Raw genomic sequence first — 26,867 nt, forward strand, 5'->3', positions numbered from 1 at the left:
GTACTGAAAAATCGTGCACGGCTAACGAGTGTCACACTTGGATGCTCCGCTGCTGCATCGGCTTGCACCGTCGGGGTGCGGCAGCCAGTGCAAGCTCGGCCGCAAACGACAGAACAACCGGTAACAAACTTCGAGCAAGGGACGTAATGGTCGCCAAGCCAATGGCGCGACCCATACGGCTGCGTTTGCTGCGCGCCATGCCCAGAGCGTGGCATCCAGGCCCGTGACCCACTGCCCGCTGGCGAACCTTGCATGCAAGCACGAGGCTAATTGCGCCACCGTCAAACCCAGAGGCGTTGGGTCGAAATGGGGGCTGCTGATGTCCACCAAGCACAGCCTCGCCGCAGTGGATCGTTTGCGTAGAAAGGCAATCTCCCTTGCGCACAAAGGGCAGGCGCCATCGTAATACAGTGTCAATGGCCACTTATAAAACATGTACAAACACCCATTCTTGTACAGTAATCTGTACAAGTTAGCTGAAGCAGAAAAAATCGCAATAGCTGATCTCCCCCCCATCCGACAGGAGCCCATCGCAACTGGGGGGTCGAATAAACCGACAAAGGTCAATGGTGAAGTGATGATGAAGCTCAGCACAGCCGTGCTTTGTCTCATCAGTCTGAAACAGTGAGGATGACAGCCGAATTTTCACTATAAGTGTGAAAGTATTACTGCGTTCGAGCGGTTTTTTCAGCCAATTCAAACGAATAGCCTTGTTCGCTATCCACCAAGAGGTCAAGCCCATGAAGGCCATCGTCTACACCCAGCCCGGTTTACCCATTGAAGACCCACAGTCGCTGTACGACGCCGAGTTACCCGTACCCAAGCCTGGGGCCCACGATCTGCTAGTGGAAATCAAGGCGATTGCCGTCAACCCGGTAGATACAAAAATCCGTGCAAGCCGTGGCGCAGACCAACCCCAAGTGCTTGGCTGGGACGCGGTTGGGGTGGTACGCGAAATAGGCGCCGAAGTGACATTGTTTCAGCCGGGCGATGAAGTGTTCTACGCCGGCGCCATCGACCGGCCTGGCACGTACAGTGAGTATCACCTGGTAGACGAACGCATTGTGGGCCGTAAGCCCCGTACCCTGGATAACGCTAGCGCCGCCGCCCTGCCCCTGACCTCCATCACAGCCTGGGAACTGTTGTTCGACCGTTTGGGCATTGAAGCTGACGGCGGCCAGGGCAAACGTCTTCTGGTCATTGGTGCTGGTGGGGGTGTTGGCTCGATCTTGATTCAACTTGCCAGCAAGCTTACGCAACTGACAGTGATCGGCAGCGCATCCCGGCCGCAGACGCAACAATGGGTCAAGGCGCTGGGCGCGCATCACGTGGTCGATCATTCGCAAGCGCTGCAACCGCAGTTGGCAGCGCTGGAACTCGATCCAGTCGATTATGTGATCAGCCTGACGCACACCGACACCTACCTGGCTCAATTGGTCGAGGTACTCCGGCCTCAGGGCAAGCTCGCATTGATCGACGACCCCGCACAGCTCGATGTGGTGCCGCTCAAGCGCAAATCGCTGTCCTTGCACTGGGAGCTGATGTTCACGCGCTCGCTCTACCACACCCAAGACATGGTCAACCAGCACCATCTGCTGCAGCGCGTTTCGCAACTGGTCGATGAAGGGGTACTCAAGACCACCATGGGCGAACACTTCGGTACCATCAACGCCGCTAATCTCAAGCGGGCTCATGCGCTCATCGAGAGCGGCAAGGCCAAAGGTAAAATCGTTCTTGAGGGATTTTGATCAGGGATAACGATCGAGGGATGCCTCGATGACATGCTCGATCGCTGTGACCACTTGGCGCGTGGCCTCGGCGATGGTGCCCTCGTTGCGGCATAGCATCCAGCCCTGATCCGCAACCGCCCGCTCGAAGGCTTCGGTACAGGCGACCTGCTCCTGCAGCCTGTACATCACTGTACTGCCCAACCCGCGGTTGCGTGCCACGGCCCTTGCCCACGAGGTATCGGGCGAAGTGACCACGCCAACGTGCAAGTCCGGCACTTGCACATTGCGTTCGCGGTTCATTCGCAGTATTTGCGAAAAGGGCACCGACCGGCGAAAAGCGGCATCGGAGGGGTACCAACGGTCGATGAGAATGATGCTGTCGCCAGGCTGCTTGGGCAGCACATTCCTGGTAATCCACGCGCGACTCTCGGCCAGGCGCTCGCATACCTGTAACTCCAGCGCCTGGCTGGGGTTTCTGGCCAACTGATTCACCAACGTCATGGTCGGCCCCCTGAAGGGGTCGCTTTTCTTTTCGCACAGCCTGACCACCTTGTGGTTAGCGGCCCTCAATGCCTGGGTGACCGCCTCCAGCAACGTAGTTTTGCCGGTGCCCTTGGGGCCATCCAGCGCAATGAATAAAGGACGGGGCATGTTTGGCAAGGTTTGGTTAGTTGCTGAAGAGAGGGTGAGTATGATGCATCGAAACACTCAAGGTATTGCATTTGAGCAGCCGCAAGGCCAAGAGCACATTTGTACCCCTTCAGTGTTTTCCAGCTTTTTTTGGATTTTTACGCGGCGTTTGAGCGAAGCGATGCTGTACTGTAGGTGAAATACTCACCTCAGCTAACGGCACAGGACCGATGCCCTTCGACCCCCAGATCAATCTGACCAACTGTGATCGAGAGCCAATCCAAATCCCTGGCAGCATTCAGCCCCACGGCTGTTTGCTGGCCTGCGATGCCTCAGCGACCGTGGTACTGCGCCATTCGGTAAATCTGCCGACAATGCTCGGCTTGACCTGTGCAATCAATGGTCAGCAACTGAGCGCCCTGCTCGGCCACGAGGTGGCACACACCCTGCGTAATTCGCTCGCCCGCACCCGTGAGGGCGCACGTCCCTCGCAGACCTTCAGCGTGGTGCTGCCGTCGGGCCGCACGTGCGATGTCTCGACCCATTTATTCAAGGGCAGCGCAATCATCGAGTTCGAGCCCGCTGGCGCCGGCATCGCCGAGCCCATCGAAATGGCACGTACGCTCATTGCTCAATTGCGTGAGGTTGACCAGCCACTGAAGCTGTTCCGAGATGCCGCCCGGTTCGTGCGTGCGGTGCTCGGTTATGACCGGGTGATGATTTACCAGCTGGGAAGTGACGGTGCCGGCAAGGTTGTGGCCGAAGCCAAGCGCGGCGACCTGGAAAGCTTCCTCGGCCAGTACTTCCCCGGGTCCGATATTCCTCAACAGGCCCGCGCCCTTTACCTGCGCAACCCGATCCGGGTCATTTCCGACGTCGCCTACCAGCGCGTTGCGATCGACCCGGTGTTGGATCCATCCGGCGAACCCTTGGACCTTTCCTACGCTCACTTGCGGAGCGTGTCACCGGTGCATTGTGAATACCTGACCAACATGGGCGTCGGCGCATCCATGTCGATTTCGGTGATCGTCGATGGCGCACTATGGGGGCTGATCGCCTGCCACCATTACTCGCCCCGTTCGCTGAGCATGGGGCAACGGGTAGCGGCCGAAATGTTCGGTGAGTTCTTCTCGCTGCACATACAGACGCTGCGTACCCGTGAGCACCTAAGCGCGGCGGTCAACGTCCACAAGGCGCTGGATGCGTTGCTCAGCGATGCCAACCGTACTGCGAACATCGAGACCTTCTTCCAGTCGCGGCTTGGTGAATTCCAGTCGCTGATACCCTGCGACGGCATCGGCATGTCGATCCAAGGGCGCTGGGTGTCGAACGGGCTGACGCCGCCCCACGCTGCCATCGCCGACCTGCTGGCCCTTGCACAGAGCATTGCCGCGGGCAAGACCTGGGCATCCAACCGGCTTTCGATGACGCACCCTGCAGCCCAACAATACGCCACGCAAGCCTCCGGTGTGCTGATTATCCCGATGTCGCAAACGCCAAGGGACTACCTCATGCTGTTTCGCAAGGAGGTCGTGGAAACCTTGGATTGGGCCGGCGACCCGAACAAAACATACGAGACAGGTGCACTTGGCGACCGCTTGACGCCACGCAAGAGCTTCGCGATCTGGAAAGAAACCGTGCATCAGCAGTCGGTGCCCTGGAGCGAACAGGATCGGCAATTTGGCGAGGCCATTCGTAAAGCGATCGTCGAAGTGGTGCTGCACAACACTGAACTGCTCGCCAATGAGCGCTCAAAGGCTGATATCCGCCAGCGCATGCTCAATGAAGAGCTCAACCATAGGGTCAAGAACATTCTGTCACTGATCGGTGCGCTGGTCGCTCACCCAGTGTCCGAGCAGCAGACCATCAGGGACTATGTGGCGAACCTCAAAGGCCGCATCCACGCGCTTTCCCTGGCCCACGACCAGGTCGTGCGCGGTGATGGTGGTGGGCGCCTGGCAACCTTGCTCGACGCTGAACTGTCGCCGTACCGTACGTCAGCCGGCGCGATTGAGCTTATTGGGCCCAACGTGATTCTCGACGCGCGGGCGTATTCGGTCATGGCCTTGGTGCTGCACGAGCTCGCCACCAATGCGGCCAAGTACGGGGCACTGTCCAGAGCCGGTGGCAAGCTCAGTGTCACGTGGGAACTCGACGCCGGGCAGGCCTGCGACATCACCTGGCGTGAATACCATGGGCCAACGGTTCTTGCGCCCAGGCGCACAGGCTTTGGCACAGTGCTGATCGACCGCAGCATCCCATTCGACCTGGGTGGCACCAGCAGAGTCGAATACCTGCCTGAAGGACTGCAGGGCTTTTTCAAGATCCCGTCCCGGCACCTTTCATTGAGCACAGACCCCGAGGGCCCCTGTCCTGTCACGCAGTTAGCGCAAGAGAGCAACGTGCTGGCCGCGTACAACGATGCCTGTGTCCTCATTCTGGAGGACCAGTTGGTGATTGCCGTGGGCTTGGAGCAGATACTCAACGACGCCCAGATCACCGATGTCATCACGACAGGCTCGGAGAGCGAAGCCATGAAGGTGCTGGCCAGCCGAACACCCGATGTAGCGATACTGGACATCAATCTGGGCACGGGGACTTCGGTCAATGTTGCAGATGAACTGGCGCGAAGAGGTGTGCCGTTCGTGTTCGCCACCGGCTATGGCGACGGCGCCAGCATTGCCCAGCACCTGCAACACGTGAAAGTGATCCGCAAGCCCTACGATGCCAATACCATTCTGGCCAGCCTGCAAGAACTGCTTGCTCCATGACCGGCAGCAGGCAGGCGCCCCAGACCGTCAGCGTATCGCAGCCAGTGTACTGGCCGCGTCGCTGACCTCGAACTTGCCAGGCGCCTCCACTGCAATATGTTTCACCACACCGTCGACCACCCACAGCGCATAGCGCAGTGAACGGCGCCCCATCCCCCGCGCCGAGAGATCCTGGGTCAGCCCTAGCGCAGCGCTGAATTCGCCGTTGCCGTCGCCGATCATCTGCACCGCATCGCCCACCTGCAGGCTGTTGCCCCAGGCATTCATGACGAATGCATCGTTGACCGACACACACAGAATCTCGTCGACGCCAGCTGCGAACAGTGCCTGTGCCTGCGCTACGTAACCTGGCACATGTCGCTCGGAGCACGTGGGGGTGAAGGCGCCGGGTAAACCAAAAATCACCACACTTTTGTTCTTGCAGCGTTCGCGTACCGAAAAGGCATCTGGGCCGATCGGGCAGGCGCCATCACCATTGCTGTATGCGTACAGCGTGGAATCGGGCAGGTGTTCGCCGAGCTGTATCATTGCGGTCTCCTGGTTGAATGGGGGGCGGGCGACATGATGCAGCAAGCGTCCCCGCCGGTACATGATAATGCTGTTCACTCAAGCCTAGGGGCTCGGCTTGAGCTCTTGGGCGGCGCTCGATCCCACAGGCGCTAAAAGGCTCAGCCACGTAGTTGGTACCAGGTAGTCTTCAACTGCGAGTACTTGTCGAACGAGTGCAACGAAAGGTCGCGGCCGAACCCGGACTGTTTGCCACCGCCGAAGGGCACCGTCACATCCAGGGCATCCACGGTGTTGACCGATACCGTGCCAGCCTTCAGCGCCCGCGCAACCCGGTGCGCGCGGTTCAGGTCATCGCTCCATACCGAGGCCGCCAGGCCGTAGATGCTGTCATTGGCAAGGCCAATGGCCTGCTCTTCGCTATCAAACGCGCTCACCGCAAGCACAGGGCCAAAAACCTCTTCCCTGGCCAAACTCATGCGTTGGTCCACATCGGCGAAGATGGTCGGCTCGATGAAGTTGTTGGAAGCGCCGATGGTCAGGCGCTGCCCACCACACAGCAGGCGCGCCCCCTGCTCGCTGGCCAAGCCGATGGCGCGGGCGATACGGCTGGCCTGCTCGGCATCGACAATAGCGCCTGCGCGGCTGGCCGGATCCAGCGGATTGCCTGGTTGCCACTGGCGGGCCTTGGCCTGGAGCAACTCGATGAACTCGTCATGGATCGCCCGCTGTACATACAACCGCGAATTGGCCGAGCACACTTCGCCTTGGTTGAAGAAAATACCAAAAGCTGCCTTTTCGGCGGCCAGGTCCAGATCTTGGCAGTCGGCGAATACCAGATTCGGGCTCTTGCCGCCGCATTCCAGCCACACTTGCTTGAGGTTGGACTGCGCCGAATACTGCATGAAGTATTTGCCCACCTGAGTGGAGCCGGTGAATACCAGGCAATCCACGTCAGCGTGCAACCCCAGCGCGCTGCCTGCCGTTTCGCCAAGCCCCGGGACCACGTTGAGCACACCCTCCGGCAAGCCCGCCTCAAGTGCCAGCTCGCCCAGACGCAACGCAGAAAACGGCGACTGCTCTGCCGGCTTGAGTACGACGCTATTGCCTGCAGCCAACGCTGGGGCCAGCTTCCACGCGGCCATATCGAGCGGGAAGTTCCACGGTACTACGGCAGCGACCACACCCAAGGCTTCACGGGTAATGGTGGCCAAGGCATTGGCAGCGGTGGGCGCAACCTGATCATAGAGTTTGTCGAGCGCCTCGCCATACCAGGCAAAGACGTGGGCCGAGCCCGGCACATCGATGTTATAGGCATCCATCACCGGCTTGCCCATGTTCAGCGAGTCCAACAGCGCCAGCTCTTCACGATGAGCCATGATCAGCTCGGCCAGGCGCAGCAGCACTTTCTTGCGCTCGGCGGGCGCCATGCGTGGCCACGGCCCTTGCTCGAACGCCCTGCGCGCCGCTTTGACGGCCATGTCGACTTCGGCCTGTTCACACCCAGCCACACGAGCCAGTACCTGCTCAGTGGCGGGGTTGATCGCATCGAAGGTGGCACCGCTGGCCGCACCGACCTGGCGCCCATCGATCAGAGCCTTGTCCCGCAGGCTCAGGCCCGCAGCGCGCTGTTGCCAGTATCCCAAATCGAACATACACACTCCTGACGACCGTCCCTGCGGTCTGATTGTTATGGGTCTGGCGAACATTCTTGGCCTGGCCGCAGGTCTGGCGAAACCAGCTTTTTGCTGCCACTTGCCCAGGAAAATACTCATCAAACCCAGGCGCCACGTAGCGCGCCGGGGGCGCAGGCTGCTCCCCCGAAAGGGTGATTTCGAGGCCTTGGCGAGTGTGGGAGCATTCCAGCCGACCCACCCCATGCACCCCCTCTGAGCCAACGTGTTCCGCCGTAGCGAGCGCGCTCGCTTACTGCAGCTTCCTGCATCCCTTTCAGGAGTCAGCCATGCATACAACAACAACTACAGCCCAGCACCAGCACCCTTGCTCCAACCCAGTTGCAAGCCGCTTCAGAAAATCCATGGGCATGACCGCGCTGGTGCTGTTCGGTCTGGCCTACATGGTCCCCCTTGCGGTCTTCACGACCTATGGGTTGGTCACCCAGATGACCAAAGGGCACCTGCCCATCGCCTACGTTATGACCCTCGCCGCCATGCTCTTGACCGCCTACAGCTATGGCCGCATGGTCCAGGCGCACCCTTACTCCGGGTCTGTTTACACCTACACCCGCAAGGCATTCGGTAGCCACTTCGGCTTCATCGCTGGCTGGACTTTGCTGCTGGACTACATCTTCCTACCCTTGCTCAGTTACCTGTTGATCGGCATTTACATGTCTGAGTATTTCCCTGCAATTCATGCCTGGGTTTGGGTGGCAGGTTCCATAGCGCTGGTGACCTTTCTCAACCTGATCGGCATCGAGTCCATCACTCGGGTCAACTGGATCCTGGTCGTGGCGCAATTGGTGTTCATCGTGGTGTTCGTCGCGCTGTCGATCCGTCAGCTCGACGACCAGGCGGCGCCAGTTTCACTGCTGGCGCCGTTTCACCACGACGGTTTCAGCGTGCCGTTGATCATGACCGGGGCGGCGGTGCTGTGCCTGTCGTTCCTGGGCTTCGATGCCGTGTCGACCATGGCCGAGGAAACCACTGACCCGACAAGGCGTATCCCCCAGGCGATCATGGCTGTGTCGCTGATTGGCGGTTTGCTGTTTCTCGTGGTGTCGTACTTCGCCCAGATGGTGTTCCCCGACTGGGCAAGCTTCGCCGACCCGGACTCGGCCTCGGTGGATGTGATGCGCCGTGTGGGTGGGGAAATGCTGGTTACCGCGTTCACCGCAACCTACGTGGCGGGCTGTTTCGCATCGGCCATGGTGTCACAGGCCAGCGTGTCCCGAGTGTTGTTCGCGATGGGCCGCGATGGCGCGCTGCCACGGGTGTTTGGCCGATTGGTCAGCAAAAAGCGCGTGCCGGCAACGGCGATCATGCTGGTCAGTGTGCTCTCGCTGATAGCGCTGTTCATCACCCTGGATACTGTGGCCAACATGATCAGTTTTGGCGCCCTGTTCGCGTTTTCGGCAGTGAACCTTGCTGTACTCAAGCACTACCTGATCGACCAGAAATTGCGCGGCATGCGCAATTACCTGTGGTACGGCGCCATCCCGGCACTTGGGTTTCTCAGCACGATCTGGTTGTGGACCAGCTTGTCGAGCATGTCCTTCACCATCGGGCTGTGCTGGATGGGTGTGGGCTTGCTTTGCCTGCTGGGCCTGACCAAGGCTTTCACGGTCAAGCTGCCAGACTTGCAGATGGCGGAATAACCGCTCGCGTCATCGCCAGCGACCTGAATTTCCTTGAATGTTACAATCCCTGATTAAACGTTTCAGTATGTTTCATTAAGGGACCGCAATGTCTGTTCAGGAACTACCGCCGCTGGCCGCTTCCAAGGGCGCCGTCGCCAAGATGGAGGCTGCGATGGCGCTGGGCAGCTTCGCCATCGGCACGGGCGAATTTGCCATTATGGGGCTGATGCCTGACATCGCCAGCAATCTGCATCTGACCGAGCCACAAGTCGGCCATGCCATCAGTGCTTATGCCTTGGGTGTGGTGGTCGGCGCCCCGACCTTGGCGATTCTCGGCGCCAAGCTGCTGCGCAAGCACATGCTGTTGTTGCTGATGGCGCTGTATGCCATCGGCAACCTGGCCACGGCCTTTGCTCCATCGTTCACAAGCATGGTTGCCTTTCGCTTCATCAGCGGCCTGCCCCATGGCGCTTATTTCGGCATCGCTGCGGTGGTAGCGGCAAGCATGGTGGCGAGCGACCAACGCGCTGGGGCAGTCGCCCGGGTGATGATGGGCCTGACCTTGGCAATGCTGCTGGGCAACCCGGTCGCGACCTTCCTCGGCCAGTTTTTCGGATGGCGCTCGGCGTTCGTGCTGGTTGGCGCCATCGCCTTGTGCACCATCGGCTTGGTTTGGCGCTATGTGCCGCAACCTCACGATGAGCCGCGCAGCGACCCGCGCAAAGAACTCAAAGCGTTCACCCTGCCCCAGGTTTGGATGGCACTGGGCATCGCAGCGATCGGCTTTGCCGGCATGTTCTGTGTGTTCAGCTATCTGGCACCGACCATGCTCCAGGTCACCCAAGTGGGGCCAGAGTGGATACCCTTCGGCCTGGCAGCGTTCGGTGCAGGGGGCATCATCGGCAACATTGCCGGCGGCAAGCTGTTCGACCGCTTGCAATTCCGCGCCGTAGGCATTGTGCTGGTGTGGTCGGCTGCTGTGCTGCTGGTGTTCAGTTTCGCCGCCCAAGCCTTGTGGTCGGTGCTACTGGGCATCGGCCTGGTGGGCACCATGATCGCCCTGGCCGCACCGCTGCAGATTCGCCTGATGGATATCGCCCATGAAGCGCCAAGCCTGGCTGCCGCCTCCAACCATGCCGCCTTCAACCTGGCCAATGCCCTGGGCCCTTGGTTTGGCGGTATGGCCATCAGTGCTGGCCTAGGCTGGACCAGCACAGGCTACATCGGAGCCGCTACCGCTGTGGCCGGGCTGCTGATCTACTGTGTAGCGCGGCGCATGAAAGGCGGGCATTGAACACCACCTGGCCCCTGCCTGACCGCGGCGGGGCTTGAGCTAGCGCTGGGCCATGCTGATCAAGCGCTCCAGTGCGCTTCGGGTCGACGGTGCCAGCTCAAGCTTCTCCCCGGTAGGGTCATGCAACGCCTTACCCATCATGTACAGCGCGGTGATGTCCTGCGCTGGCAAGTAGCCCTCCTTGCTCCAGGCCTGCAGTTGATAGGCAAAAAAGGCCATGGCCTGGGGTTTGTTGTCTACCATGTCCTCGATCCGCGCCAACAGCGTCTCCGACAGTTCCCAGCCCGAGCAGTGCGGCATTGGCTGCACCAGCGCTTGGTTCATCAGCGCGAACAATTCGCCCACGCGCGGGCACATCACGAGCAGGGCGCAGGTCCTGAGTTGCTGTTCTGGCGTGAACATCAGCGGCATTTTTTTGGCACCCCCATCCTTCTAAAGTGATAGCTCGTAGGTGTGTGAGTGTAATGATGTCGAAAAAGTGGCACTTCGCCTGGGAGAAAGCGCTTTTTCCCGATCAACGGCTCATATTCGTGGGCCGTCATTGCCACAAAAAGGTCGAGTCAGACCCGGTCAGCATTTTTTTCACAACTTCATCACTGAATTAGAACCTATAAGCTGGCAAACTTAACTGCCCCCTTTTAGTTGTTTAGCGGTGCTACTTTGCATAACTTTTGTTTCATTCAAAGCGTGCACTTCGTTAATTGCAATGCCCCACCCAACGCCCTGACAATCGCCCACGCTCCGAGCTGAACGCCAACCCCTGCGCGCCCTTGGCACGAGCTTGACCTCAATATCCGCCAATAAACTTTTCAGAGGAAGTTTATGAACGCGCCTGCCGCTCCTATCGACTTCGAACAACACGAGCAACTGTTGCTGACTGGCGCCACCGGCTTTCTCGGCGGCTCCGTCACTGCCCAATTGATCGCCAATGGGCGCAGCGCAAACTTGTGTTTCCTGGTCCGCGCCGACAACCCTGGGCAAGGGCTCGAACGCCTGCGGGCCAACCTGCGACAGCATGGCGTGGCAGAGCGCAACTGCCTGGCACTGCGCGACGAGCAGATAATCTGTGGCGATTTCCTCGACACCGCCTGGCTGGCCGAGGCGACACCACGGCTGATGCAGATCGACCGGGTGATCAACTGCGCAGCCGTGGCGTCGTTCTCCAAGAACCCGAACATCTGGCCGGTGAATGTCGAAGGCACCTACGCCTTCGCCGAGGTGATGAACCGCTCATCGCGCCTCAAGCGTTTTCTGCACGTGGGCACAGCCATGAGCTGCGGTCCTGCGCGCCAATCGCCGATCAGCGAATCCTGGGAATTTCCCGCAGCCGAGCAGCAACTGGTCGATTACACCGCCTCCAAGGCTGAGATCGAACGGCGCATGCGCGTGCAGCTGCCGCAACTGCCGCTGGTGGTGGCGCGCCCATCGATCGTGGTTGGCCACCGCACCCTCGGCTGCCAGGCTTCGGCCAGCATCTTCTGGGTGTTCCGCATGGGGTTCGCGTTGGAAAGCTTCACCTGCGAGCTGGACGAGCAGATCGATGTGATCCCGGTCGACTATTGCGCCGAAGCGTTGATCGGTCTCACCCTCAAGCCGCGCCTGGAGCACAACCTGTACCACATATCCGCAGGCCATCAGGCGGCCTGCACCTTTGGCGAGATCGACCGCGCGTTCGCCTTCGCCAATGGCGCGCAACCGGTGGGCGAGCGCTACCGCAAGGTCGATGTCGATGACCTGAAAAGCCTGGCCCAGGACTTCGAAGCGCGCATCGGCCCGGCCAACCCGCGCCTGGTACTGCGCGCCTTGCGCCTGTACAGCGGCTTTGCCGATCTGAACTACCTGTTCGACAACAGCCGCCTGCTGGAAGAAGGCATTGCCATGCCTCCACGCTTCACCGACTACTTGGATGTCTGCGTGAAATCCTCCCGTGGGGTCAGCATTGCCACGCAGATGCAGTGGGACTTCAAATAACGCCCTGATCAGTTGCCGTTGACCCAGTTAGGCGGACGCTCGCCCGCCAGGGCACTCAGCAGGTTGTCCACCGCACATCGCGCCATGGCCTCCCGGGTTTCATGGGTTGCTGAACCGATGTGCGGCGTGGCCACCACATTATCGAGTTGCAACAGTGGCGAATCGGCAGGCAACGGCTCCTGAACGAACACATCCAGCCCAGCACCGCGAATCCGCTTGTTCTGCAAAGCATCGATCAAGGCCGCTTCATCCACCACCCGGCCGCGAGCGATGTTCACCAGGATTGCCTCGGGCTTCATCAGCGCCAGCTGCTGCGCGCCGATCAGCCCTGCGGTGCTGGCACTGAGCGGCACCGTCAGGCACAGGTAATCGGCCTCGGCCAGCAGCGTCTCCAGGCTGCAGTAGCGCGCCCCATAGCGCGCATCCACCTCGGGCTTGGGCCGCGAACTGTGGTACAGCACGCGCATGCCGAACCCCGCCGCGCCGCGCCGCGCCAGCGCCTCACCAATTCGGCCCATGCCGACGATGCCCAAGGTCTTGCCATGCACATCGGTGCCGAAGTGCGCCGGCCCAAGGCTCGCCTGCCAACGCCCCTCCCGCACCCAGCCCGCGAGTTCCACAACACGTCGCGCAGTGGCCAGGATCAGCGCAAAACCGGTATCGGCGGTGGTTTCGGTCAGCACGTCCGGCGTGTTGGTCAGTTTCACTCCACGCCGGGTCAGGTCGGCGATGTTGTAGTTATCCACGCCAACTGACACACTGGCTATCACCTCCAGCTGGGGCGCAAGGTCCAGCAGGTCGCTGCCCAGCCGCACACTGGCGCCCAACAGCCCGTGCGCGCCTGGCAAGGCATCGCGCAACCGGGCCATGCCGTCCGGTGCATGGGCATCCACCCAAGTCACCTGCACCTGCTCTTCAAGCTTGGCCAGCAAGGCATCGGACAGGCGTTTGTATAGAACGATACGTTTTTTCATGACGGTTCCCTATTGGCTCACGGCCAGGCGCGGGCCACCGCGTTTGGCCCGGCCTGAGTTGGGTGAGGTTTTCAGCAAGACGGTCAGGGCGACAGCCGTGAGCAACGCCCCTGACATGAACAGGTAGGAGGCGCCCGGGCCGCCAGTGGCGCCATTGAGGTAGCCCACCAGCCAGGAACCCCCGAACGAACCCAATGCGCCCATGCTATTGATCAGCGCCATGGCACCACCGGCTACGTTGCTCGGCAATATCTCAGGGACTATGGCGAAAAACGGCCCGTAAGGCGCATACATGCAAGCCCCTGCAACCACCAACAGCGCATAGGACAACCAGAAGTGCTCACTTCCCAGCGCATACGAGCCATAGAACGCCACGGCAGCGATCAACAGCGGGGGCCAGACGAAACGCTTGCGCTTTTGCAGTTTGTCCGAGGCCCAGGAAACAGCCAGCATACCCAGCACCGCAGCCACATAAGGCACCGAGGCCAGCCAGCCGGCCTGGACGATATCGACATTGGCTGCCTGCTTGAGAATCGACGGCAGCCACAGCACAAAGCCATACACACCGATACTCCAGCAGAAGTATTGCAGCGACAGCACGATCACCTGTGGCGAACGGAACGCCTCGCGGTAGTTCTTCACCGGTTTGATGCCTTGCTGCTCAGCCGCCAGGGCCTGCTGCAGGCTGGCCTTTTCGGCATCGCTCAGCCAGGTCACCTGGGCAGGCCGGTCATCGACCAGGCGCCACCAGATGAAGGCCCACAGTACTGCCGGCAACCCCTCGATGATGAACATCCAGCGCCAGTCGAACTGCTTGATCAGGTAGCCAGACACCACCGACATCCACAGGATGGTCACCGGGTTGCCTAGCATCAGGAAGGTGTTGGCCCGCGAGCGTTCGGCCCGGGTGAACCAGTGGCACAGGTACACCAGCATGGCCGGCATCACCGCAGCTTCCACTACCCCAAGCAAAAAGCGGATGGCGATCAACAGGTAGACGTTGCTGATCATGCCGGTCAGGGTCGCCAGGCTACCCCAGAGGATGAGGCTGACGAAAATCAGCTTCTTGACGCTGCGCTTTTGCGCGTAGATAGCCCCCGGCACCTGAAAGAAGAAGTACCCGAGGAAGAACAGTGCCCCCAGCAACGAGGACAGCACAGGGGTGATCTTCAGGTCGTCGGCCATGCCCGACGCTGCGGCAAAGCCGTAGTTGGCGCGGTCCAGATAGGCCAGGCTGTAGGTAACGAAAACGATCGGGATGATGTACCACCACCGGCGTGGTGCAAGGCGAGTCGATTGCATGAAACATACTCCTGAGCTTGTTGTTTTTGTCGCAACAGGGCCGGCTAGCCGGCGATCAGCGGTTCAGGCACTTCTGCGCAGTTCGTGCGCTTGCAATTGATGACGGTGTGGCAGGCCTTCCATGTCGCCGCGCGACTGTACCGCGCGGCTGCCGCACCAGTTGCCGCGGGCGACCGCCTCAGCCAGTGGCAGGCCCTCGAGCAGCCCGCTGACCACACCGACAGCGAAGGCATCCCCGGCACCGACCGTGTCCACCACTTTGGCAACCGGCACTGGGGCGACCTGCCCTGCGTCACGGGCATTGCGGTAGTAAGCACCGGCATCTCCCAACTTGATCACGACGTGTTCCACACCCTGATCGAGGTAGAAGGCAGCAATGTCGGCCGGGGTATGCTGGCCAGTGAGCAAACGCCCCTCCTCCAGCCCGGGCAGCACCCAATGGGCTTTAGCCGCCAGTGCGTTGATCTCCCGGACCATGGTGGTGCGGTCTGGCCACAGCGATGGCCGCAGGTTGGGGTCGAAGGAAATGCTGCGCCCCGCAGCGCGCATGGCATCGACCAGGGCGTGGGACAGTGCTCGGCAACTGGCCGACAGCGCCGGTGGAATACCGGTGGCGTGCAGGTGACGGGCCTTTGTCAACTCATCGTCGAGCAGCGAAGTGGACAAGCGGCTCGCGGCAGAGTCGGCGCGGAAGTATTCCACCACCGGGTCGCTGCCGTCGTCGCAGCGGCTTTTCAGTTGGAAGCCCGTCGGGCGGCTGGGGTCTACCTCGACACGGCTACAATCCAAGCCCTCCTCGCGCAGGCTGGCCAGCACGAAACGCCCCAGCGAGTCATCGCCTACCCGGCTCAGCCAACGTACGCGAAAGCCCAGCCGGGCCAGGCCGATGGCAACGTTGCTGTCGGCGCCGGCAATACGCTTGCCGAACGCACCGACGCTGGCGAGCTCGCCCGCCTGCTCGGCCACGAACATGGCCATGGTTTCGCCAAAGCACAACACGTCATGCTCAAGCATGGCTCACCTCCTTGCTTGCACCCAGCCCAAGCCTTGCCAGGCTGTTGACTTGGTTACGGGTCAAGGTCAACAGGTCATCGCTGACCAGTGGGTACTCGACGGCCCGCACAAGGCCAGGGCTGAACTCATCGAACAACGCCTCCCAGGCCAGCAGATCGGCCTCAGCAGGCGGCACGGCGTGCAAGCGGCCATCAGGGCTTTGCTGCACGGCCTTGCAATGCACATAGCGCACCCACTTACCCAGTTGCCGGGCGGCCTGCAACGCGGACTCCCCCTGCCACTGCCAGTTGCCGATGTCGAAGGTCATGCCAAGCGGTATTTCCCAGCTGTGGGCACGTTGGAAGAAACGCACCAGCGGCTCGATGCGCCCGCCCTGGAGCGTTTGGTCGTTTTCCACCAGCAACACCGGGTCACCCTCTGCAAACAAGGCCTGCAAGGCGCCGAGATCGCAGCGCTCACGGTAATGACCCAGTGACACCTTCAGCGCCACCGCGCCGAACGCCCTTGCCAGTGCGAGCTTGGCGGGCAGGCGTGGGTCTGGCTGACCCTGCACCGTCCACAGTTCGAGCGGCGACGAGTAGAGGGCTTCCAGCCCAGCTCTGGTGATTGCCGCGCTGAACGAGGCAGGGTCCGGCGGGGCGTCGAACAATTCCTCGCGCAGTTCGATACGCCTGACGCCGGCGGCTGCCAACAGATCGATAAAGCTCATCTGCCCGCGTTGGCGCACCAGGTCGGCGCCGTAGCTGGAGAGGCTGATGGAAACGGGGTTCGAGTGCATTGTTTTTGTCCTTATGAAACCGGTTTCATTTTTAGCGTGCACTAAGCTGGGCAGCAAGCTGCACCGGCTTATTTGTCTACTTGGGTGGAACCTCGGGTAATCAGTTGTGCCTTGAAATCGATGCGCCGTGGCATGTCGCTATTGCCACGCAGGCGTTCGAGCAGGCACTCGAAAGCCGCTACGCCGATGCGTTCGGTAGGCTGAGACAGAGCGGTGATGCCGCCTCCAACAAGGGGGTACCAGTCCAGGTCATCCAGGGCGATCAGGCCGACATCGCTGAACAGCTTGCAACCGGATTCATGCAGCGCGCGGGTCACTGCAAGTGTGGCCACGCCATTGAAGGTGAAAATCGCTTGCCGCCCATGGCCATTGCTGGCCAGAAATGCGCCCAGGTTGGCCGGCAAGCCGGCGTCGACCTCCAACAACTGTTGGCGCATGCCGGCGCGGTTGCTGATCGATGCCGTAAACGCTTGCACCCGCTCCAGGCGCGAACTGGTGCCATCGAGCGGTTCGGTGACGGCGAGGATGTCGCGGTAGCCGCGCGCTTGAAGGTGGTCCAGTGCCTGCTCGATGGCATCGGCATTGTCCAGCCCCACCAGGTCAGCCTTGAGCTCTGGCAGTTGGCGGTCGACCAGCACCAAGGGCATGTCACGCTGTAGATTGAGCAGTTCACCGGGGTGGCGGCCGAGGGTGTTCACGATCAGGCCTTCGACGTTGTACGACTGCAGCGCCGTCAGGTGATGGCGCTCCTGCTCGTCGTCACGGTTGGTGTTGCACACCACCAGGCTGTAGCCATGCTGACGGCAGGCGGTTTCCACACCATGCATCACGGCCACTGAGTAAGGGTTGAGAATATCGGCAACCAGCATGCCGATCAGGCGCGTCTGACCGCGCTTGAGGCCCCGCGCCATTTGGTTGGGGCGGTAACCAAGGCGCTCGATCACCTCTTTCAGGCGCTTTGCGGTCACCTCGGCCAGCAACTGGCGGTCACCACCGATGTAGCGTGATACCGTGGCCTTGGAAACGCCAGCCACACGTGCCACTTCACTGATGGTCACGCGCTCGCGCGGGTATGAAGGTGAATCGGTCATTGCAAGGCCCTTGTGGTTGTTGTCGGCGTAGGTCAATGAAACCGGTTTCAATACAGCATAACTCTGGGCGTTCGGCAACTACCATTTGCGCTGCTGCGCCGAAAAAAATGTGTAGCAACCCTGATCGCTAGCATTCGCAAAGCTTTTGGATTGCGGTGAGGAAGCTGCCTTGTGGAAGCGGGTTCACCCGCAAACCGCACCCGCCACCGCGCAGTGCAGTGGCGAGGTGACCCGGCTCCCACAAAGCCCAGCCCGTGCTAGCGCAGGTCTTTCACATCCTTGGCGCTGACCTGGCTGCCTTGGTTGCCCCAGCTGGTGCGAATGAAGTTCACCACCTCAGCCACTTCCTGGTCGCTCAAGCGCCAGCCGAATGCCGGCATGGTGAAGTTCGACGGCGCGGTATGGGTTGCCGGCACCGTGCCGCCCGCCAGCACCACATGAATCAACGAAGTGGCATCGGCCGTCTGCACCACCGGATTGCCTGCCAGGGCTGGGAACACCCGGGTATACCCCTGGCCGTCGGTGCGGTGGCAGGCCGCGCAGTTGTCGATGTATACCGACGCTCCCGGCTTGCTGTCATCACCGTGCCACAGCGCATCGGCCACCTGCTTGTCATAGACGTGAGGCTTGTCGTTAGGGTCGCTCGGCGGCAAGGTCTTGAGATAGCGCGCGATAGCGGTCAGGTCGGCGTCGCTCATGTACTGCATGCTGTGCTCGACCACATCGCTCATACCGCCAAACACTGCACTGCGGTCACTGCGCCCCGTTTTGAGAAACTGCACCAGCTGCGCCTCGCTCCAGCTGCCCAGGCCATCCTTGTAATCGCCACGCAGGTTTTTGGCGATCCAACCCTCCAGCGGTGCACTGCCGGCCAGGAACTGCTCACCGTCCGCCGGGCTCAGGGCCTTTTCCTGCATGGTCAAAGCCCGCGGCGTGTGGCAAGCGCCACAATGGCCCAGGCCCTCGACCAAGTAGGCGCCACGGCTGACCACAGGGTCTGCAGCCGCTGGTGCCTGCCCCGCTTGCACCTCTGGGGCGAACAGCCCACGCCAGATCGCCAGCGGCCAGCGCATGCTCAATGGCCACGGGATATCGGTGGGCTTATTGGCCTGTGCCACTGGCTCCACGCCTTGCATGAAATAGGCATACAGCGCTTGCATGTCTTGGTCACTGACCCGCGCATAGGACGGGTACGGCATGGCCGGGTACAAGGTGCTGCCGTCCTTGGCGATGCCTTTACGCACGGCCTGGTCGAATTCGGCGAAGCTGTAATGGCCGATGCCGCTAGGGTCCGGCGTGATGTTGGTGGAATACACGGTGCCAATCGGCGTTTGCATCGCCAGCCCGCCAGCGAAGGGCTTGCCGCCCTTGGCGGTGTGGCAGGCCACACAGTCACCGGCACGGGCCAGGTATTGGCCTTTTTTCACCAAAGCATCGTCAGCGTGCACGGCGGCGCTGGTGCCCAGCAGCAGGGTTGCGATCAACAGGTTTTTCATGTGCATCGCTCCTCAAGCCGCTACCAGCGGGCCGGGGTTTTTCAGGTACTGCTCGCGGATCGCCTTGGCCGACCAGTAGGTCAGCGCCGCCACTAGCCCGGTGGGGTTGTAGCCCAAGCCCTGGGGGAATGCCGATGCACCGGGAACGAATACGTTGTGCACGTCCCAGCTTTGCAGATAGCGGTTCAATGCGCTGGTCTTGGGGTCGGTGCCCATGATGGCGCCGCCGTTGAGGTGGGTGGTCTGGTAGCTGGCCGTGTTGAAATGCTCCTTGACCTTCTTGCCCAGAATGGCAATGGACTTTGGGTTCATCGCCTGGGCCACCTTGCTGAGCTTATCGACCATGAACTGGTTCATCTTGATGTCGTTCTCTTGCCAGTCGAAGGTCATGCGCAGCAGCGGCTGGCCGTAGGCATCGCGATAAGTTGGGTCCAGGTCCAGGTAGTTGCCACGGTAGGACTGGTGCGCACCATGGGCATCCATCGATACCTGGTGGGTGTAGTACTGCGCCGTGGCCTTCTTCCAGGCACTGCCCCAGGCTGGCGTGCCGGGGGGGTTGGCAGTACCTGAGATCGGACGGCTACCCGCCTGGTTGACCCACATCGGCGAGCCGCCGACGAAGCCGTGCGGGCCGTGGTCGAAGTTGTCGGCATTGAAGTCGTCGATGGCCACACCGTTGCCGCCAGCACCGATGAAGTTGTTGGTATAGGTGTTCTCGTCGAAGAACGCCTTGACCGTACCCATGTTCTGGTAGGCGAAGTTGCGCCCGACCACACCTTCGTTCTTGACTGGGTCGTAAGGCTTGCCGATGCCCGAGAGCAACATCAGCCGCACGTTGTTGAACTGGAAGGCGGCCAGGATCACGATGTCCGCCGGCTGCTCGACCTCTCGGCCCTGGGCGTCGATATAGGTCACGCCTGTGGCTTTGCGCTTGCTGTCGTCCAGGTTCACCCGCAGCACATGGGCGTTGGCCCGCAGCTCGAAATTCGGCACCTGGCGCAAGGCCGGCAGAATGTTCACGTTAGGCGAAGCTTTGGAGTACATGTAGCACACGTAACCGCTGCAGAAGCCGCAGAAATTACAGGGGCCCATCTGCGCGCCATACGGGTTGGTGTAAGGGCCAGACGTGTTGGCTGACGGCAGGTTGTAAGGCTTGTACCCCAGGCTTGCGGCGGCGCGCTCGAACAGCTTGGCCGACACCACATTCTTCTGCGCCGGCAGTGGGAACGGGTTGGAGCGGTCTGGCGCATAGGGGTTGCCGCCTTTGCCCTCGCCCACCAGCTTGCCGTTGACGGTCCACGCCTGGCCCGAGGTGCCGAACACCTTCTCGGCAAAGTCGAAATGCGGCTCCAGCTCTTCGTAGCTGACACCAAAGTCCTGGATGGTCATGTCTTCGGGGATGAAGCGTTTGCCGTAGCGTTCCTCGTAGTGGCTGCGCATGCGCAGCTCCATCGGGTCTACGCGAAAATGCACGCCCGACCAGTGCAGGCCCGCGCCGCCGACGCCCTTGCCCGGCAAGAAGGCGCCAAGCTGACGGTTGGGCAGTGCGACATCGTTGACGCTGTGGCGGATGGTCACGGTTTCTTTGGAAACATCGACGAACAGCTTCTTGCGCACGCTGTAGGTCAGCTCATCGATCACCTGCGGGTAGCTGCCATCGGGGTAGGTATCCTGCATCGGCCCACGTTCCAGGGCGACTACCTGCAACCCTGCTTCGGTGAGTTCCTTGGCCATGATCGCGCCCGTCCAGCCAAAGCCCACGATCACCACGTCGGCCTTTTTCATTGCGTTGGCCATGCCTTATGCCCTCTCACCACGGATGGAAACTGCCGGGAACGGGTACGGCTCGTTGCGCTCCACCCAATCCATGAAGTCGGCGCGCGCGCCTGGGAAGCCGATCTGCGTCCAGCCAACCATGCCTTTGTTGCCACCATGAATCGGGTCGCAGAAAAAGCCCTCGCGGGTGTTCTGCACCAACAGGCTGAAGAACACCTTGGCTGGCAACTGTTCGAAAACGATCTCACCGGCTTCTAGCTTGGTCAGCACCTTGTCGCGGGTAGCGCTGTCATGCTCGGCAAAGGTTTTGCCGCTGGCGTTCTTGCACCATGCATCGGTGGCGGCGATACCCAGGCGCCAGATTTGCTGAGGGCTCAGTTGCAGCTGATAGCCAAGCTCTGGGGCGGCATCGGCATTGAACGGGCCTTGCATGTACCACTGAGCCCCGGTGGCGTAAGGCGTGTTCATCTGCCGGTCGATGAATTCGGCGGCGCCAGCCTCGAGCGCACCTGGGCCAAGCTCATCGGCGGGAATGATGCGCGATACCGCTGCCTGCACGAACGCCCACTCCTCTGCGGTGAAGAAGCTGGGCTGGTAAGCCCCGGCCGGTGGTGTGGCCGGCACCTTGGGTTCGTGCGCATGCGCAGGCTCAGCCAGCAACTGGCTGGCACCTAAACCGGTGCTGGCCACGGTGACCACCGGGATCAGGGTCAAGGTCTTGCGCAGGAAATCCCGGCGCGGGTTGTCAGGGGCTTGCTCAGCCATTTGTAATCCTCATCAGCAATGGGTGGCCTTGGGTTGCGCCATCTGGAGTGCGGCCGAGGGCACCCGCCCTCGAGAAAGCCGAGTAATCTAGCCGCTTTGGAAATGTTTTGAAACCGGTTTCATCGGGGTGTACCGTACTCTTCCAGTACCGTGCAGCCGAACTATGGACCGCGTGCGCCGCAGCATTACTCACATGCCGGCATCGCTAAGCGTGTATGCGGCGCCCTACCCACCACTGAGGATCAGCAGATGCAATACGTCAAACTGGGCAACACCGGCCTGGATATCTCCAAACTGTGCCTGGGCTGCATGACCTTCGGCGAACCCGATGCCGGGACCCACCCGTGGACCTTGGGCGAAGCCGACAGCCGCCCGATCATCCGCCACGCCGTCGAGCAAGGCATCAACTTCTTCGACACGGCCAACAGTTATTCGGCCGGCACCTCGGAACTGATCCTTGGCAAGCTGCTGAAGGAATTCACCCGCCGCGACGAAACGGTAATCGCCACCAAGGTGTTCTACCCCGCCAACATGTGGCAGGGCAGCAACCGCCCCAACGAGCAGGGCCTGTCGCGCAAGGCCATCATGGCTAACATCGATGCCAGCCTCACCCGCCTGGGCACTGACTACGTCGACCTGTACCAGATCCACCGCTGGGACTACCACACGCCCATCGAAGAAACCATGGAGGCCCTGCACGATGTGGTGAAAGCCGGCAAGGCCCGTTACATCGGCGCCTCCTCGATGTACGCCTGGCAGTTCGCCAAAGCGCAGCAGGTGGCAGCCTGCAACGGCTGGAGCCGCTTCGTGTCGATGCAGAACTACCTCAACCTGATCTACCGGGAAGAAGAGCGTGAAATGATCCCGATGTGCAGGGACATGGGTGTTGGCCTGATGCCCTGGAGCCCCATGGCTCGCGGCCGGCTGACCCGCCCGCATGGCCAGCAGACCGCGCGCACCCGCAGCGATATTTCCGGGCAGTCGTTCTACGAAAAAACCGAAGTGGAAGATGGCCGGGTCATCGATGTGGTCGAGCAAGTCGCAGCCGAGCGCGGTGTGCCGATGGCACAGGTGGCGCTGGCCTGGGTGCTGGGCAAAAGCGGTGTCTCGGCGCCGATCGTTGGCGCCTCGAAAGTTGCACAACTCGACGATGCGATTGCAGCGCTGGCGTTCCAACTCAGTGCTGAGGAAATCGCCAGGCTCGAAGCGCCCTATGTGCCCCACCAGGTGACGGGCTTCAAGTGAGCGGCCCACTGTCTAATAGCCGGTCATTTCCAGGTAGCCTCGGCCTGTTGAGCTGCCAGTGACGCGCACCGGCCCTTCCCAATAGGGGAAACGGGTGCCCATCCAGGCTTTGGGCTGCACCGCCTCGACCGTTACATCCAGGCCTGTGGAGGGCACCTGTATTCGCCAGCGGGTCGGCACGCGCTTACCGTTGCCCTGCTCGCTCCAGGCCAGCGGCGTGAGCGCCACCTGCGCCCCCTGCAATGCATGCACCTGCCCATCCGGGCCCACCCAGGTACCCGCGCGGTAGGGCTGGGCTTGGTCCTCACGCACCTGAAACAGCATCAGCTTGGCGCCACGTTCCAGGTGCAGCGAAAACCAATCCCAACCACTTTGCCCGGCGGCCAACGGCTGGCTGCTCCATTCCCGGTCCAGCCACGCCTGCCCCGTGACCGCTATGCGCTGCCCGCCCCGTTCGACCTCACCGCGAACACGGTAGAACGGCTGGCTGTAATAGTAGGAGGCCTGCCCTTTGCCGGATTTTTCGCTATAACCCTGGTCACCCTGAAGCACCAGCGGATGGTCGCTGGCCAGGGTCAGGTCATAGCCAAAGCCTGGGCCGCTGGCGCGCATCTGCAAGCGTTGGAGGCCGTCATCGCCCTGCAGCGACCAATCATCGATCCATGCCCGAAACGGCCCAGTTTCAGCGCCGGCCTGGCCGACCCCACCTCGGGCTAGCGTTTCGCTGAACTGGTGGCCCTGGGGGCTGGTCAAGGCTGCATGGCCCATCCACAGGTTGGGGCTGCTCCAGTCAAGGATTTCGGCGCCGGGGCGCAGGGCTGAGCGAAACAGCGTCCATTGCACGCCCCAATCCTGGCCTTGGGCATCCTGCAGGTTGGCGGTGACGTACCACCACTCTATGCGGTAGCCATTGTGGGCGGCGTGATCTTGCGGGAATACCAACGGCGTACCACGGCTCACCTGCTTGAAGGCCGCCGCCTCGTCACCCAGGCCGGCGTAGCTGTTGGCCGGCGGCGCAGGCGCATCGCACCCCGCCAGCCAAAGGCAGGCCAGCAACACCCCGGTTTCAACTCGCATCGCCGTACCTTCGCAACAAGTCGCCTGGCTGGCGCCGGGCCAGTTGCCACAATGGCCAGGCGCTGGCCAGCAGGCTGGTGAACAGCCCCAGCGCGGCCAACTGCGCCAACTGGCTGACAAACACATGCCAAGGCAGCCGCCAGCCAAACGCCTGCACGTTGACCACCGCCACCAAGCACCAGGCCAGCAGCAAACCGAGGGGAATGGCCAATAGCACGGTGAAGCCGCTGAGCATCAGCGTCTGCCCAAGGCTTAGCCAGGCCAGCCAGCGGCGCGGCACACCTAGCGCCCACAGGGGCGCCAGCTGCCCGAGCCGTTGCTGGCCCAACGTGAGCTGCCCGATGAACAGCGCCAACCCGGCAACGCCAAGGGTAAGGCTATTAAGGGCTGCAGTGACCGCAAAGGTGCGGCTGAATACCTGTGTCGACCAGGCTTTCAGGCGGGCTTGCTCGACGTATTGCGTGTCATCCAAGGCGTAGCGCTGGCGTAACTTACCCTCGACACTGGCAACCTGGCCTGGCTGGATCAACAGGCTAAGGCCGCTCAAGGTGGCCGTTGCAACCCGCTGGCCAAGCCAGTGGGCATTGACCAGCACATGGCCCTTCGGGTTGCCGTAGTCGGCATAGATCCCGACCACGTTCACCGGCTGGGGAGGTTCGACCGGCAATTGCACCGTATCCCCAAGCTTCACGTTCAGGCGCCGCGCCAGTTGCTCGCTGAGCATGATTGCCTGCCCCTTGGCCAGTTGCCCCCAGGCATCGGTTACCTGCTCCAGAAGCGGCCAATGGTCACGGTAGAAAGGATGGTCGATCACCCCCTGCACCTGCACTGGCCAGCCCTGCATACGCCATTGCGCGCGCCAGCCCGGGAGCACTGCAGCCACATCGGGGTCGTGCTGCAACTGCTGATAGAGCTGCAGCGCCTGGGTATCGTCCCGTGGGGTAACGTACAGGTCTGCAGCCAGGCGCTGGTCGAGCCAGCCCACGAACGTGCGGCGAAACCCTTCGGTCATGCCACCCACACCGACACTGGCAGCCAAGGCCAGCAACAGTGCCATCAGCGCCAGGCTCAGTGCCGGTAGCTGCTGGCGGCTATCAGCGATGAACCATTGCACCAAAGGCCGGCGCCCTACCCGCGCCAAACCGGCCAGCAACAGCGCAAGTAGCCCCGGCAGTGCCAATGCCGCAGCCAATAGTAGGGCTGCGAGCAGCGCAAAGGCACTGGGCAGGTTGTTGCCCAATACCCCACAGGCCAAAGCCAACACGGCCAAGGCCAAGGCCGCCAGCGCCTGGCGCTTGAGCCAAGGCAATTGCGCCAATCGCCAAGCCTGGGGCTGGGCAACGGCCAGTAAGGGCAGGCGCGCGGCCCGCAGCAGGCTGTCCAGGCCCGCCAGCAGCGCGCCAAATAGGCTGACCGCAATACCCAGCAGCCAGCCAGACAACGGTAGATGCAACTGCCCAGAGACTTGCGCGCCATACAACCCACGCAAGCTGGACGCGAAGTCCGGCAGCAACAGCGCTGCCAGCCAATAACCGGCTAGCACCCCTGCCAGGCCGCCAGCCACGGCGAACAGGCCCAGTTCCAGCGCCAATGCGGCCAAGAGCACCTTCAGGCTGACCCCACAAGCGCGCAGGGTGCGGATCAGCCCCCGACGCTGCTCCAGCGCCAGTCCAATAGCAGCATGGGCGATAAACAGGCCAACCACGAATGCCAGCAGGCCCAACGCAGTCAGGTTCAGGTGGAAGCTTGCGGTGAGCCGTTGCAGGTCAGTGTCATCACCCGCAGGCTGGACTTTCAGCCGCTCAGCGACAGCCGGCGGCAATGGCTGGTCCCAGCCACTGACCAACCGCGAAAGCTGGCCTGGCGCACCCAGCAAGGCTTGGGCGACGCCGATATCGACCAGCATCACGCCGGGAGCCAACTGTGGGTCGAGCAGCAAAGGCGGTAGCGCCTTCCCGTCGGCTGTGCGCTGGATACCGGCCAGTTGGCCCAGGGTGTCCGGCCCTACCCGCGCTTGCCCGCCTGGGCCGATGAAAGCCTGCAGGTCAAAGTTGGCAAGCTCGCCGCCGGCAACCCCCATACCCGGCAGCATGCTTAGCGGCTCTATGCCAATCAGGCGGATGGCCACCGCCGCCTCGCCCGGCAAGCTCAGGCGCCCTTCCAGCACAGGCGTCACAGGCCAGCCTTGGCGGCGCAGTTGCACATAGAGGCTCTGGTCGAAGCGCTGCCCGTCGCGCGCAACGATCTGCGGATGTGCCGGCCCTCCCAACAAAGCGCTGGCCCGGGCATAGTCACTGCGCGCTTGCGTGTTGAGGGCCTGCACCCCAGTCCACAGAGCGGTTGCCAGCCATAGCCCGGTGAACAGGCTGACGCCTTGCAAGCGGTGCCGCCACCAGTGGCTGGCCAGGGCCTGCAGGGCAACCCGTAGCGTGTTCATGCCCCTTGCACCCGGCCTTGGTGCAGCACGCAGCGCTGCTGTAGGCAGGCGGCAAGACGTGGGCTGTGGGTCACCATCAGCAGGCTGCTGCCGGCATCGCTGACCAGTTGCAGCAGCAATGCCAGCACTTCGTCGCTGCTGGCTTCATCAAGGCTGCCGGTGGGTTCGTCGGCAAGTAACAGCGCCGGGCGGCTGGCCAGTGCTCGGCCGATCGCCACACGTTGCTGCTGGCCTCCGGAAAGCTGCTCCGGGTAACGCCCGAGCAAGCTGGTCAACCCCAACTGCTCGGCCAGATAGGCTACCCACTGCGGGTCATGGCGTTTGGCCAGGCGCGCTTGAAAAGCCAGGTTGCTCGCCACATCCAGGCTGCTGATCAGGTTGTATTGCTGGAACACCAAACCTATTCCTTCGCGCCGCCAACGGGCCAAGGTGCTCTCGCCGTGGGCTGCCAAGGGCTCGCCGTCGATGAGGATGCGCCCGCTGTCGGCGCGGTCCAGGCCGGCGACCAGGTGCAGCAAGGTACTTTTGCCGCTGCCGGACTCACCCATCAGGGCCAGGCTTGCCCCCCTTGCCAGGGCCAGGTCAATGCCACGCAGCACCGGGAGTGGGCCCTGGGCGGTGTGGAAAGCCTTGTGCAGGTGCTCGATGACCAGCATTGGAAAGGTACCTTGGCTGTTGTGCTAGTGCTTGCCG

Annotated in this window: 22 protein-coding genes; 6 read left to right on the top strand and 16 right to left on the bottom strand. The window is 61.8% G+C overall.

Features of this window, described 5'->3' with window-relative positions:
• Positions 1-21: 21 nt before the first annotated feature.
• A complete protein-coding gene (locus ACK59H_RS05495) occupies positions 22-435 on the bottom strand; it encodes a DUF393 domain-containing protein (protein ID WP_081016679.1) in 414 nt (137 codons plus the stop codon).
• 305 nt (positions 436-740) lie between these two features.
• On the opposite strand from ACK59H_RS05495, the gene ACK59H_RS05500 reads away from it, so the two are divergent.
• A complete protein-coding gene (locus ACK59H_RS05500) occupies positions 741-1,748 on the top strand; it encodes a zinc-binding alcohol dehydrogenase family protein (protein ID WP_060479533.1) in 1,008 nt (335 codons plus the stop codon).
• Here ACK59H_RS05500 and ACK59H_RS05505 read toward each other — a convergent pair whose 3' ends face one another.
• Positions 1,749-2,381, bottom strand: coding sequence for a dTMP kinase (locus ACK59H_RS05505; RefSeq protein WP_060479532.1), 633 nt, complete (start codon positions 2,379-2,381; stop codon positions 1,749-1,751).
• Positions 2,382-2,590: 209 nt separating this feature from the next.
• On the opposite strand from ACK59H_RS05505, the gene ACK59H_RS05510 reads away from it, so the two are divergent.
• Positions 2,591-5,131, top strand: a complete 2,541-nt coding sequence (locus tag ACK59H_RS05510; protein WP_060479531.1) for an HWE histidine kinase domain-containing protein — start codon at positions 2,591-2,593, stop codon at positions 5,129-5,131.
• A gap of 27 nt (positions 5,132-5,158) precedes the next feature.
• Here ACK59H_RS05510 and ACK59H_RS05515 read toward each other — a convergent pair whose 3' ends face one another.
• Positions 5,159-5,659 carry a peroxiredoxin gene (locus ACK59H_RS05515; protein WP_060479530.1) on the bottom strand — a complete coding sequence of 167 codons (501 nt, stop codon included), beginning with the start codon at positions 5,657-5,659 and terminating at the stop codon, positions 5,159-5,161.
• Positions 5,660-5,799: 140 nt separating this feature from the next.
• Positions 5,800-7,293 carry an aldehyde dehydrogenase gene (locus tag ACK59H_RS05520; protein WP_060479529.1) on the bottom strand — a complete coding sequence of 498 codons (1,494 nt, stop codon included), beginning with the start codon at positions 7,291-7,293 and terminating at the stop codon, positions 5,800-5,802.
• Between the two features lie 308 nt (positions 7,294-7,601).
• Here ACK59H_RS05520 and ACK59H_RS05525 point away from each other — a divergent pair, with 308 nt between their 5' ends.
• The gene (locus ACK59H_RS05525) at positions 7,602-8,972 is read left to right on the top strand and encodes an APC family permease (protein WP_409264294.1); all 1,371 of its coding nucleotides are present in this window, start codon (positions 7,602-7,604) and stop codon (positions 8,970-8,972) included.
• Positions 8,973-9,060: 88 nt separating this feature from the next.
• Positions 9,061-10,248 carry an MFS transporter gene (locus ACK59H_RS05530; RefSeq protein WP_060479527.1) on the top strand — a complete coding sequence of 396 codons (1,188 nt, stop codon included), beginning with the start codon at positions 9,061-9,063 and terminating at the stop codon, positions 10,246-10,248.
• 39 nt (positions 10,249-10,287) lie between these two features.
• On the opposite strand, the gene ACK59H_RS05535 is transcribed toward ACK59H_RS05530, so the two are convergent.
• Positions 10,288-10,659, bottom strand: coding sequence for a hypothetical protein (locus ACK59H_RS05535; RefSeq protein ID WP_060479526.1), 372 nt, complete (start codon positions 10,657-10,659; stop codon positions 10,288-10,290).
• A gap of 411 nt (positions 10,660-11,070) precedes the next feature.
• On the opposite strand from ACK59H_RS05535, the gene cprA reads away from it, so the two are divergent.
• Entirely contained in the window at positions 11,071-12,219 is a 1,149-nt protein-coding gene (gene cprA / locus ACK59H_RS05540) for a cationic peptide resistance protein CprA (protein WP_060479525.1), read from the top strand.
• A gap of 8 nt (positions 12,220-12,227) precedes the next feature.
• On the opposite strand, the gene ACK59H_RS05545 is transcribed toward cprA, so the two are convergent.
• The 8 genes from ACK59H_RS05545 to ACK59H_RS05580 form a co-directional block, all read right to left on the bottom strand.
• The gene (locus ACK59H_RS05545; protein WP_409264295.1) at positions 12,228-13,193 is read right to left on the bottom strand and encodes a 2-hydroxyacid dehydrogenase; all 966 of its coding nucleotides are present in this window, start codon (positions 13,191-13,193) and stop codon (positions 12,228-12,230) included.
• Between the two features lie 9 nt (positions 13,194-13,202).
• Positions 13,203-14,495: an MFS transporter gene (locus tag ACK59H_RS05550; protein WP_186477239.1), complete on the bottom strand. Its 1,293-nt coding sequence runs from the start codon at positions 14,493-14,495 to the stop codon at positions 13,203-13,205.
• Positions 14,496-14,558: 63 nt separating this feature from the next.
• The gene (locus tag ACK59H_RS05555; protein WP_060479522.1) at positions 14,559-15,509 is read right to left on the bottom strand and encodes a sugar kinase; all 951 of its coding nucleotides are present in this window, start codon (positions 15,507-15,509) and stop codon (positions 14,559-14,561) included.
• Positions 15,502-16,287, bottom strand: coding sequence for an AP endonuclease (locus tag ACK59H_RS05560; RefSeq protein WP_060479521.1), 786 nt, complete (start codon positions 16,285-16,287; stop codon positions 15,502-15,504). Before ACK59H_RS05560 ends, ACK59H_RS05555 begins: the two co-directional genes overlap by 8 nt.
• A gap of 68 nt (positions 16,288-16,355) precedes the next feature.
• Complete coding sequence (locus ACK59H_RS05565) at positions 16,356-17,378, bottom strand: LacI family DNA-binding transcriptional regulator (RefSeq protein WP_409264296.1); 1,023 nt, start codon at positions 17,376-17,378, stop codon at positions 16,356-16,358.
• A gap of 257 nt (positions 17,379-17,635) precedes the next feature.
• On the bottom strand, positions 17,636-18,874 hold the full coding sequence (locus tag ACK59H_RS05570; RefSeq protein ID WP_060479520.1) for a cytochrome c: 1,239 nt from the start codon (positions 18,872-18,874) through the stop codon (positions 17,636-17,638).
• Between the two features lie 12 nt (positions 18,875-18,886).
• Entirely contained in the window at positions 18,887-20,671 is a 1,785-nt protein-coding gene (locus ACK59H_RS05575) for a GMC family oxidoreductase (RefSeq protein WP_060479519.1), read from the bottom strand.
• 3 nt (positions 20,672-20,674) lie between these two features.
• Positions 20,675-21,415 carry a gluconate 2-dehydrogenase subunit 3 family protein gene (locus ACK59H_RS05580; RefSeq protein ID WP_060479518.1) on the bottom strand — a complete coding sequence of 247 codons (741 nt, stop codon included), beginning with the start codon at positions 21,413-21,415 and terminating at the stop codon, positions 20,675-20,677.
• A 249-nt stretch (positions 21,416-21,664) separates the two neighbouring features.
• On the opposite strand from ACK59H_RS05580, the gene ACK59H_RS05585 reads away from it, so the two are divergent.
• Positions 21,665-22,660, top strand: a complete 996-nt coding sequence (locus ACK59H_RS05585; RefSeq protein WP_060479517.1) for an aldo/keto reductase — start codon at positions 21,665-21,667, stop codon at positions 22,658-22,660.
• Positions 22,661-22,672: 12 nt separating this feature from the next.
• Here ACK59H_RS05585 and ACK59H_RS05590 read toward each other — a convergent pair whose 3' ends face one another.
• The 3 genes from ACK59H_RS05590 to ACK59H_RS05600 are packed head-to-tail and all read right to left on the bottom strand — an operon-like array spanning position 22,673 to position 26,830.
• Complete coding sequence (locus ACK59H_RS05590; RefSeq protein ID WP_060479516.1) at positions 22,673-23,737, bottom strand: lipocalin-like domain-containing protein; 1,065 nt, start codon at positions 23,735-23,737, stop codon at positions 22,673-22,675.
• Positions 23,727-26,174, bottom strand: coding sequence for an ABC transporter permease (locus tag ACK59H_RS05595; RefSeq protein ID WP_060479515.1), 2,448 nt, complete (start codon positions 26,172-26,174; stop codon positions 23,727-23,729). Before ACK59H_RS05595 ends, ACK59H_RS05590 begins: the two co-directional genes overlap by 11 nt.
• A complete protein-coding gene (locus tag ACK59H_RS05600; RefSeq protein ID WP_060479514.1) occupies positions 26,171-26,830 on the bottom strand; it encodes an ABC transporter ATP-binding protein in 660 nt (219 codons plus the stop codon). The genes ACK59H_RS05595 and ACK59H_RS05600 overlap by 4 nt, the downstream gene beginning before the upstream one ends.
• Positions 26,831-26,867: the final 37 nt, after the last annotated feature.

The organism is Pseudomonas sp. KCJK9000 (genome assembly GCF_046230725.1).
Taxonomy (GTDB): Bacteria; Pseudomonadota; Gammaproteobacteria; order Pseudomonadales; family Pseudomonadaceae; genus Aquipseudomonas; species Aquipseudomonas promysalinigenes.

Excerpts from the sequence above, each read along its gene's own strand:
- ACK59H_RS05550 (WP_186477239.1), bottom strand. The coding sequence starts at position 14,495 with ATGCAATCGACTCGCCTTGCACCACGCCGGTGGTGGTACATCATCCCG.
- ACK59H_RS05585 (WP_060479517.1), top strand. The coding sequence starts at position 21,665 with ATGCAATACGTCAAACTGGGCAACACCGGCCTGGATATCTCCAAACTG.
- ACK59H_RS05530 (WP_060479527.1), top strand. The coding sequence starts at position 9,061 with ATGTCTGTTCAGGAACTACCGCCGCTGGCCGCTTCCAAGGGCGCCGTC.
- ACK59H_RS05500 (WP_060479533.1), top strand. The coding sequence starts at position 741 with ATGAAGGCCATCGTCTACACCCAGCCCGGTTTACCCATTGAAGACCCA.
- cprA (WP_060479525.1), top strand. The coding sequence starts at position 11,071 with ATGAACGCGCCTGCCGCTCCTATCGACTTCGAACAACACGAGCAACTG.
- ACK59H_RS05590 (WP_060479516.1), bottom strand. The coding sequence starts at position 23,737 with ATGCGAGTTGAAACCGGGGTGTTGCTGGCCTGCCTTTGGCTGGCGGGG.
- ACK59H_RS05575 (WP_060479519.1), bottom strand. The coding sequence starts at position 20,671 with ATGGCCAACGCAATGAAAAAGGCCGACGTGGTGATCGTGGGCTTTGGC.
- ACK59H_RS05580 (WP_060479518.1), bottom strand. The coding sequence starts at position 21,415 with ATGGCTGAGCAAGCCCCTGACAACCCGCGCCGGGATTTCCTGCGCAAG.
- ACK59H_RS05505 (WP_060479532.1), bottom strand. The coding sequence starts at position 2,381 with ATGCCCCGTCCTTTATTCATTGCGCTGGATGGCCCCAAGGGCACCGGC.
- ACK59H_RS05520 (WP_060479529.1), bottom strand. The coding sequence starts at position 7,293 with ATGTTCGATTTGGGATACTGGCAACAGCGCGCTGCGGGCCTGAGCCTG.
- ACK59H_RS05560 (WP_060479521.1), bottom strand. The coding sequence starts at position 16,287 with ATGCACTCGAACCCCGTTTCCATCAGCCTCTCCAGCTACGGCGCCGAC.
- ACK59H_RS05570 (WP_060479520.1), bottom strand. The coding sequence starts at position 18,874 with ATGAAAAACCTGTTGATCGCAACCCTGCTGCTGGGCACCAGCGCCGCC.
- ACK59H_RS05495 (WP_081016679.1), bottom strand. The coding sequence starts at position 435 with ATGTTTTATAAGTGGCCATTGACACTGTATTACGATGGCGCCTGCCCT.
- ACK59H_RS05545 (WP_409264295.1), bottom strand. The coding sequence starts at position 13,193 with ATGAAAAAACGTATCGTTCTATACAAACGCCTGTCCGATGCCTTGCTG.
- ACK59H_RS05535 (WP_060479526.1), bottom strand. The coding sequence starts at position 10,659 with ATGCCGCTGATGTTCACGCCAGAACAGCAACTCAGGACCTGCGCCCTG.
- ACK59H_RS05515 (WP_060479530.1), bottom strand. The coding sequence starts at position 5,659 with ATGATACAGCTCGGCGAACACCTGCCCGATTCCACGCTGTACGCATAC.
- ACK59H_RS05565 (WP_409264296.1), bottom strand. The coding sequence starts at position 17,378 with ATGACCGATTCACCTTCATACCCGCGCGAGCGCGTGACCATCAGTGAA.
- ACK59H_RS05510 (WP_060479531.1), top strand. The coding sequence starts at position 2,591 with ATGCCCTTCGACCCCCAGATCAATCTGACCAACTGTGATCGAGAGCCA.
- ACK59H_RS05555 (WP_060479522.1), bottom strand. The coding sequence starts at position 15,509 with ATGCTTGAGCATGACGTGTTGTGCTTTGGCGAAACCATGGCCATGTTC.
- ACK59H_RS05600 (WP_060479514.1), bottom strand. The coding sequence starts at position 26,830 with ATGCTGGTCATCGAGCACCTGCACAAGGCTTTCCACACCGCCCAGGGC.
- ACK59H_RS05525 (WP_409264294.1), top strand. The coding sequence starts at position 7,602 with ATGCATACAACAACAACTACAGCCCAGCACCAGCACCCTTGCTCCAAC.
- ACK59H_RS05595 (WP_060479515.1), bottom strand. The coding sequence starts at position 26,174 with ATGAACACGCTACGGGTTGCCCTGCAGGCCCTGGCCAGCCACTGGTGG.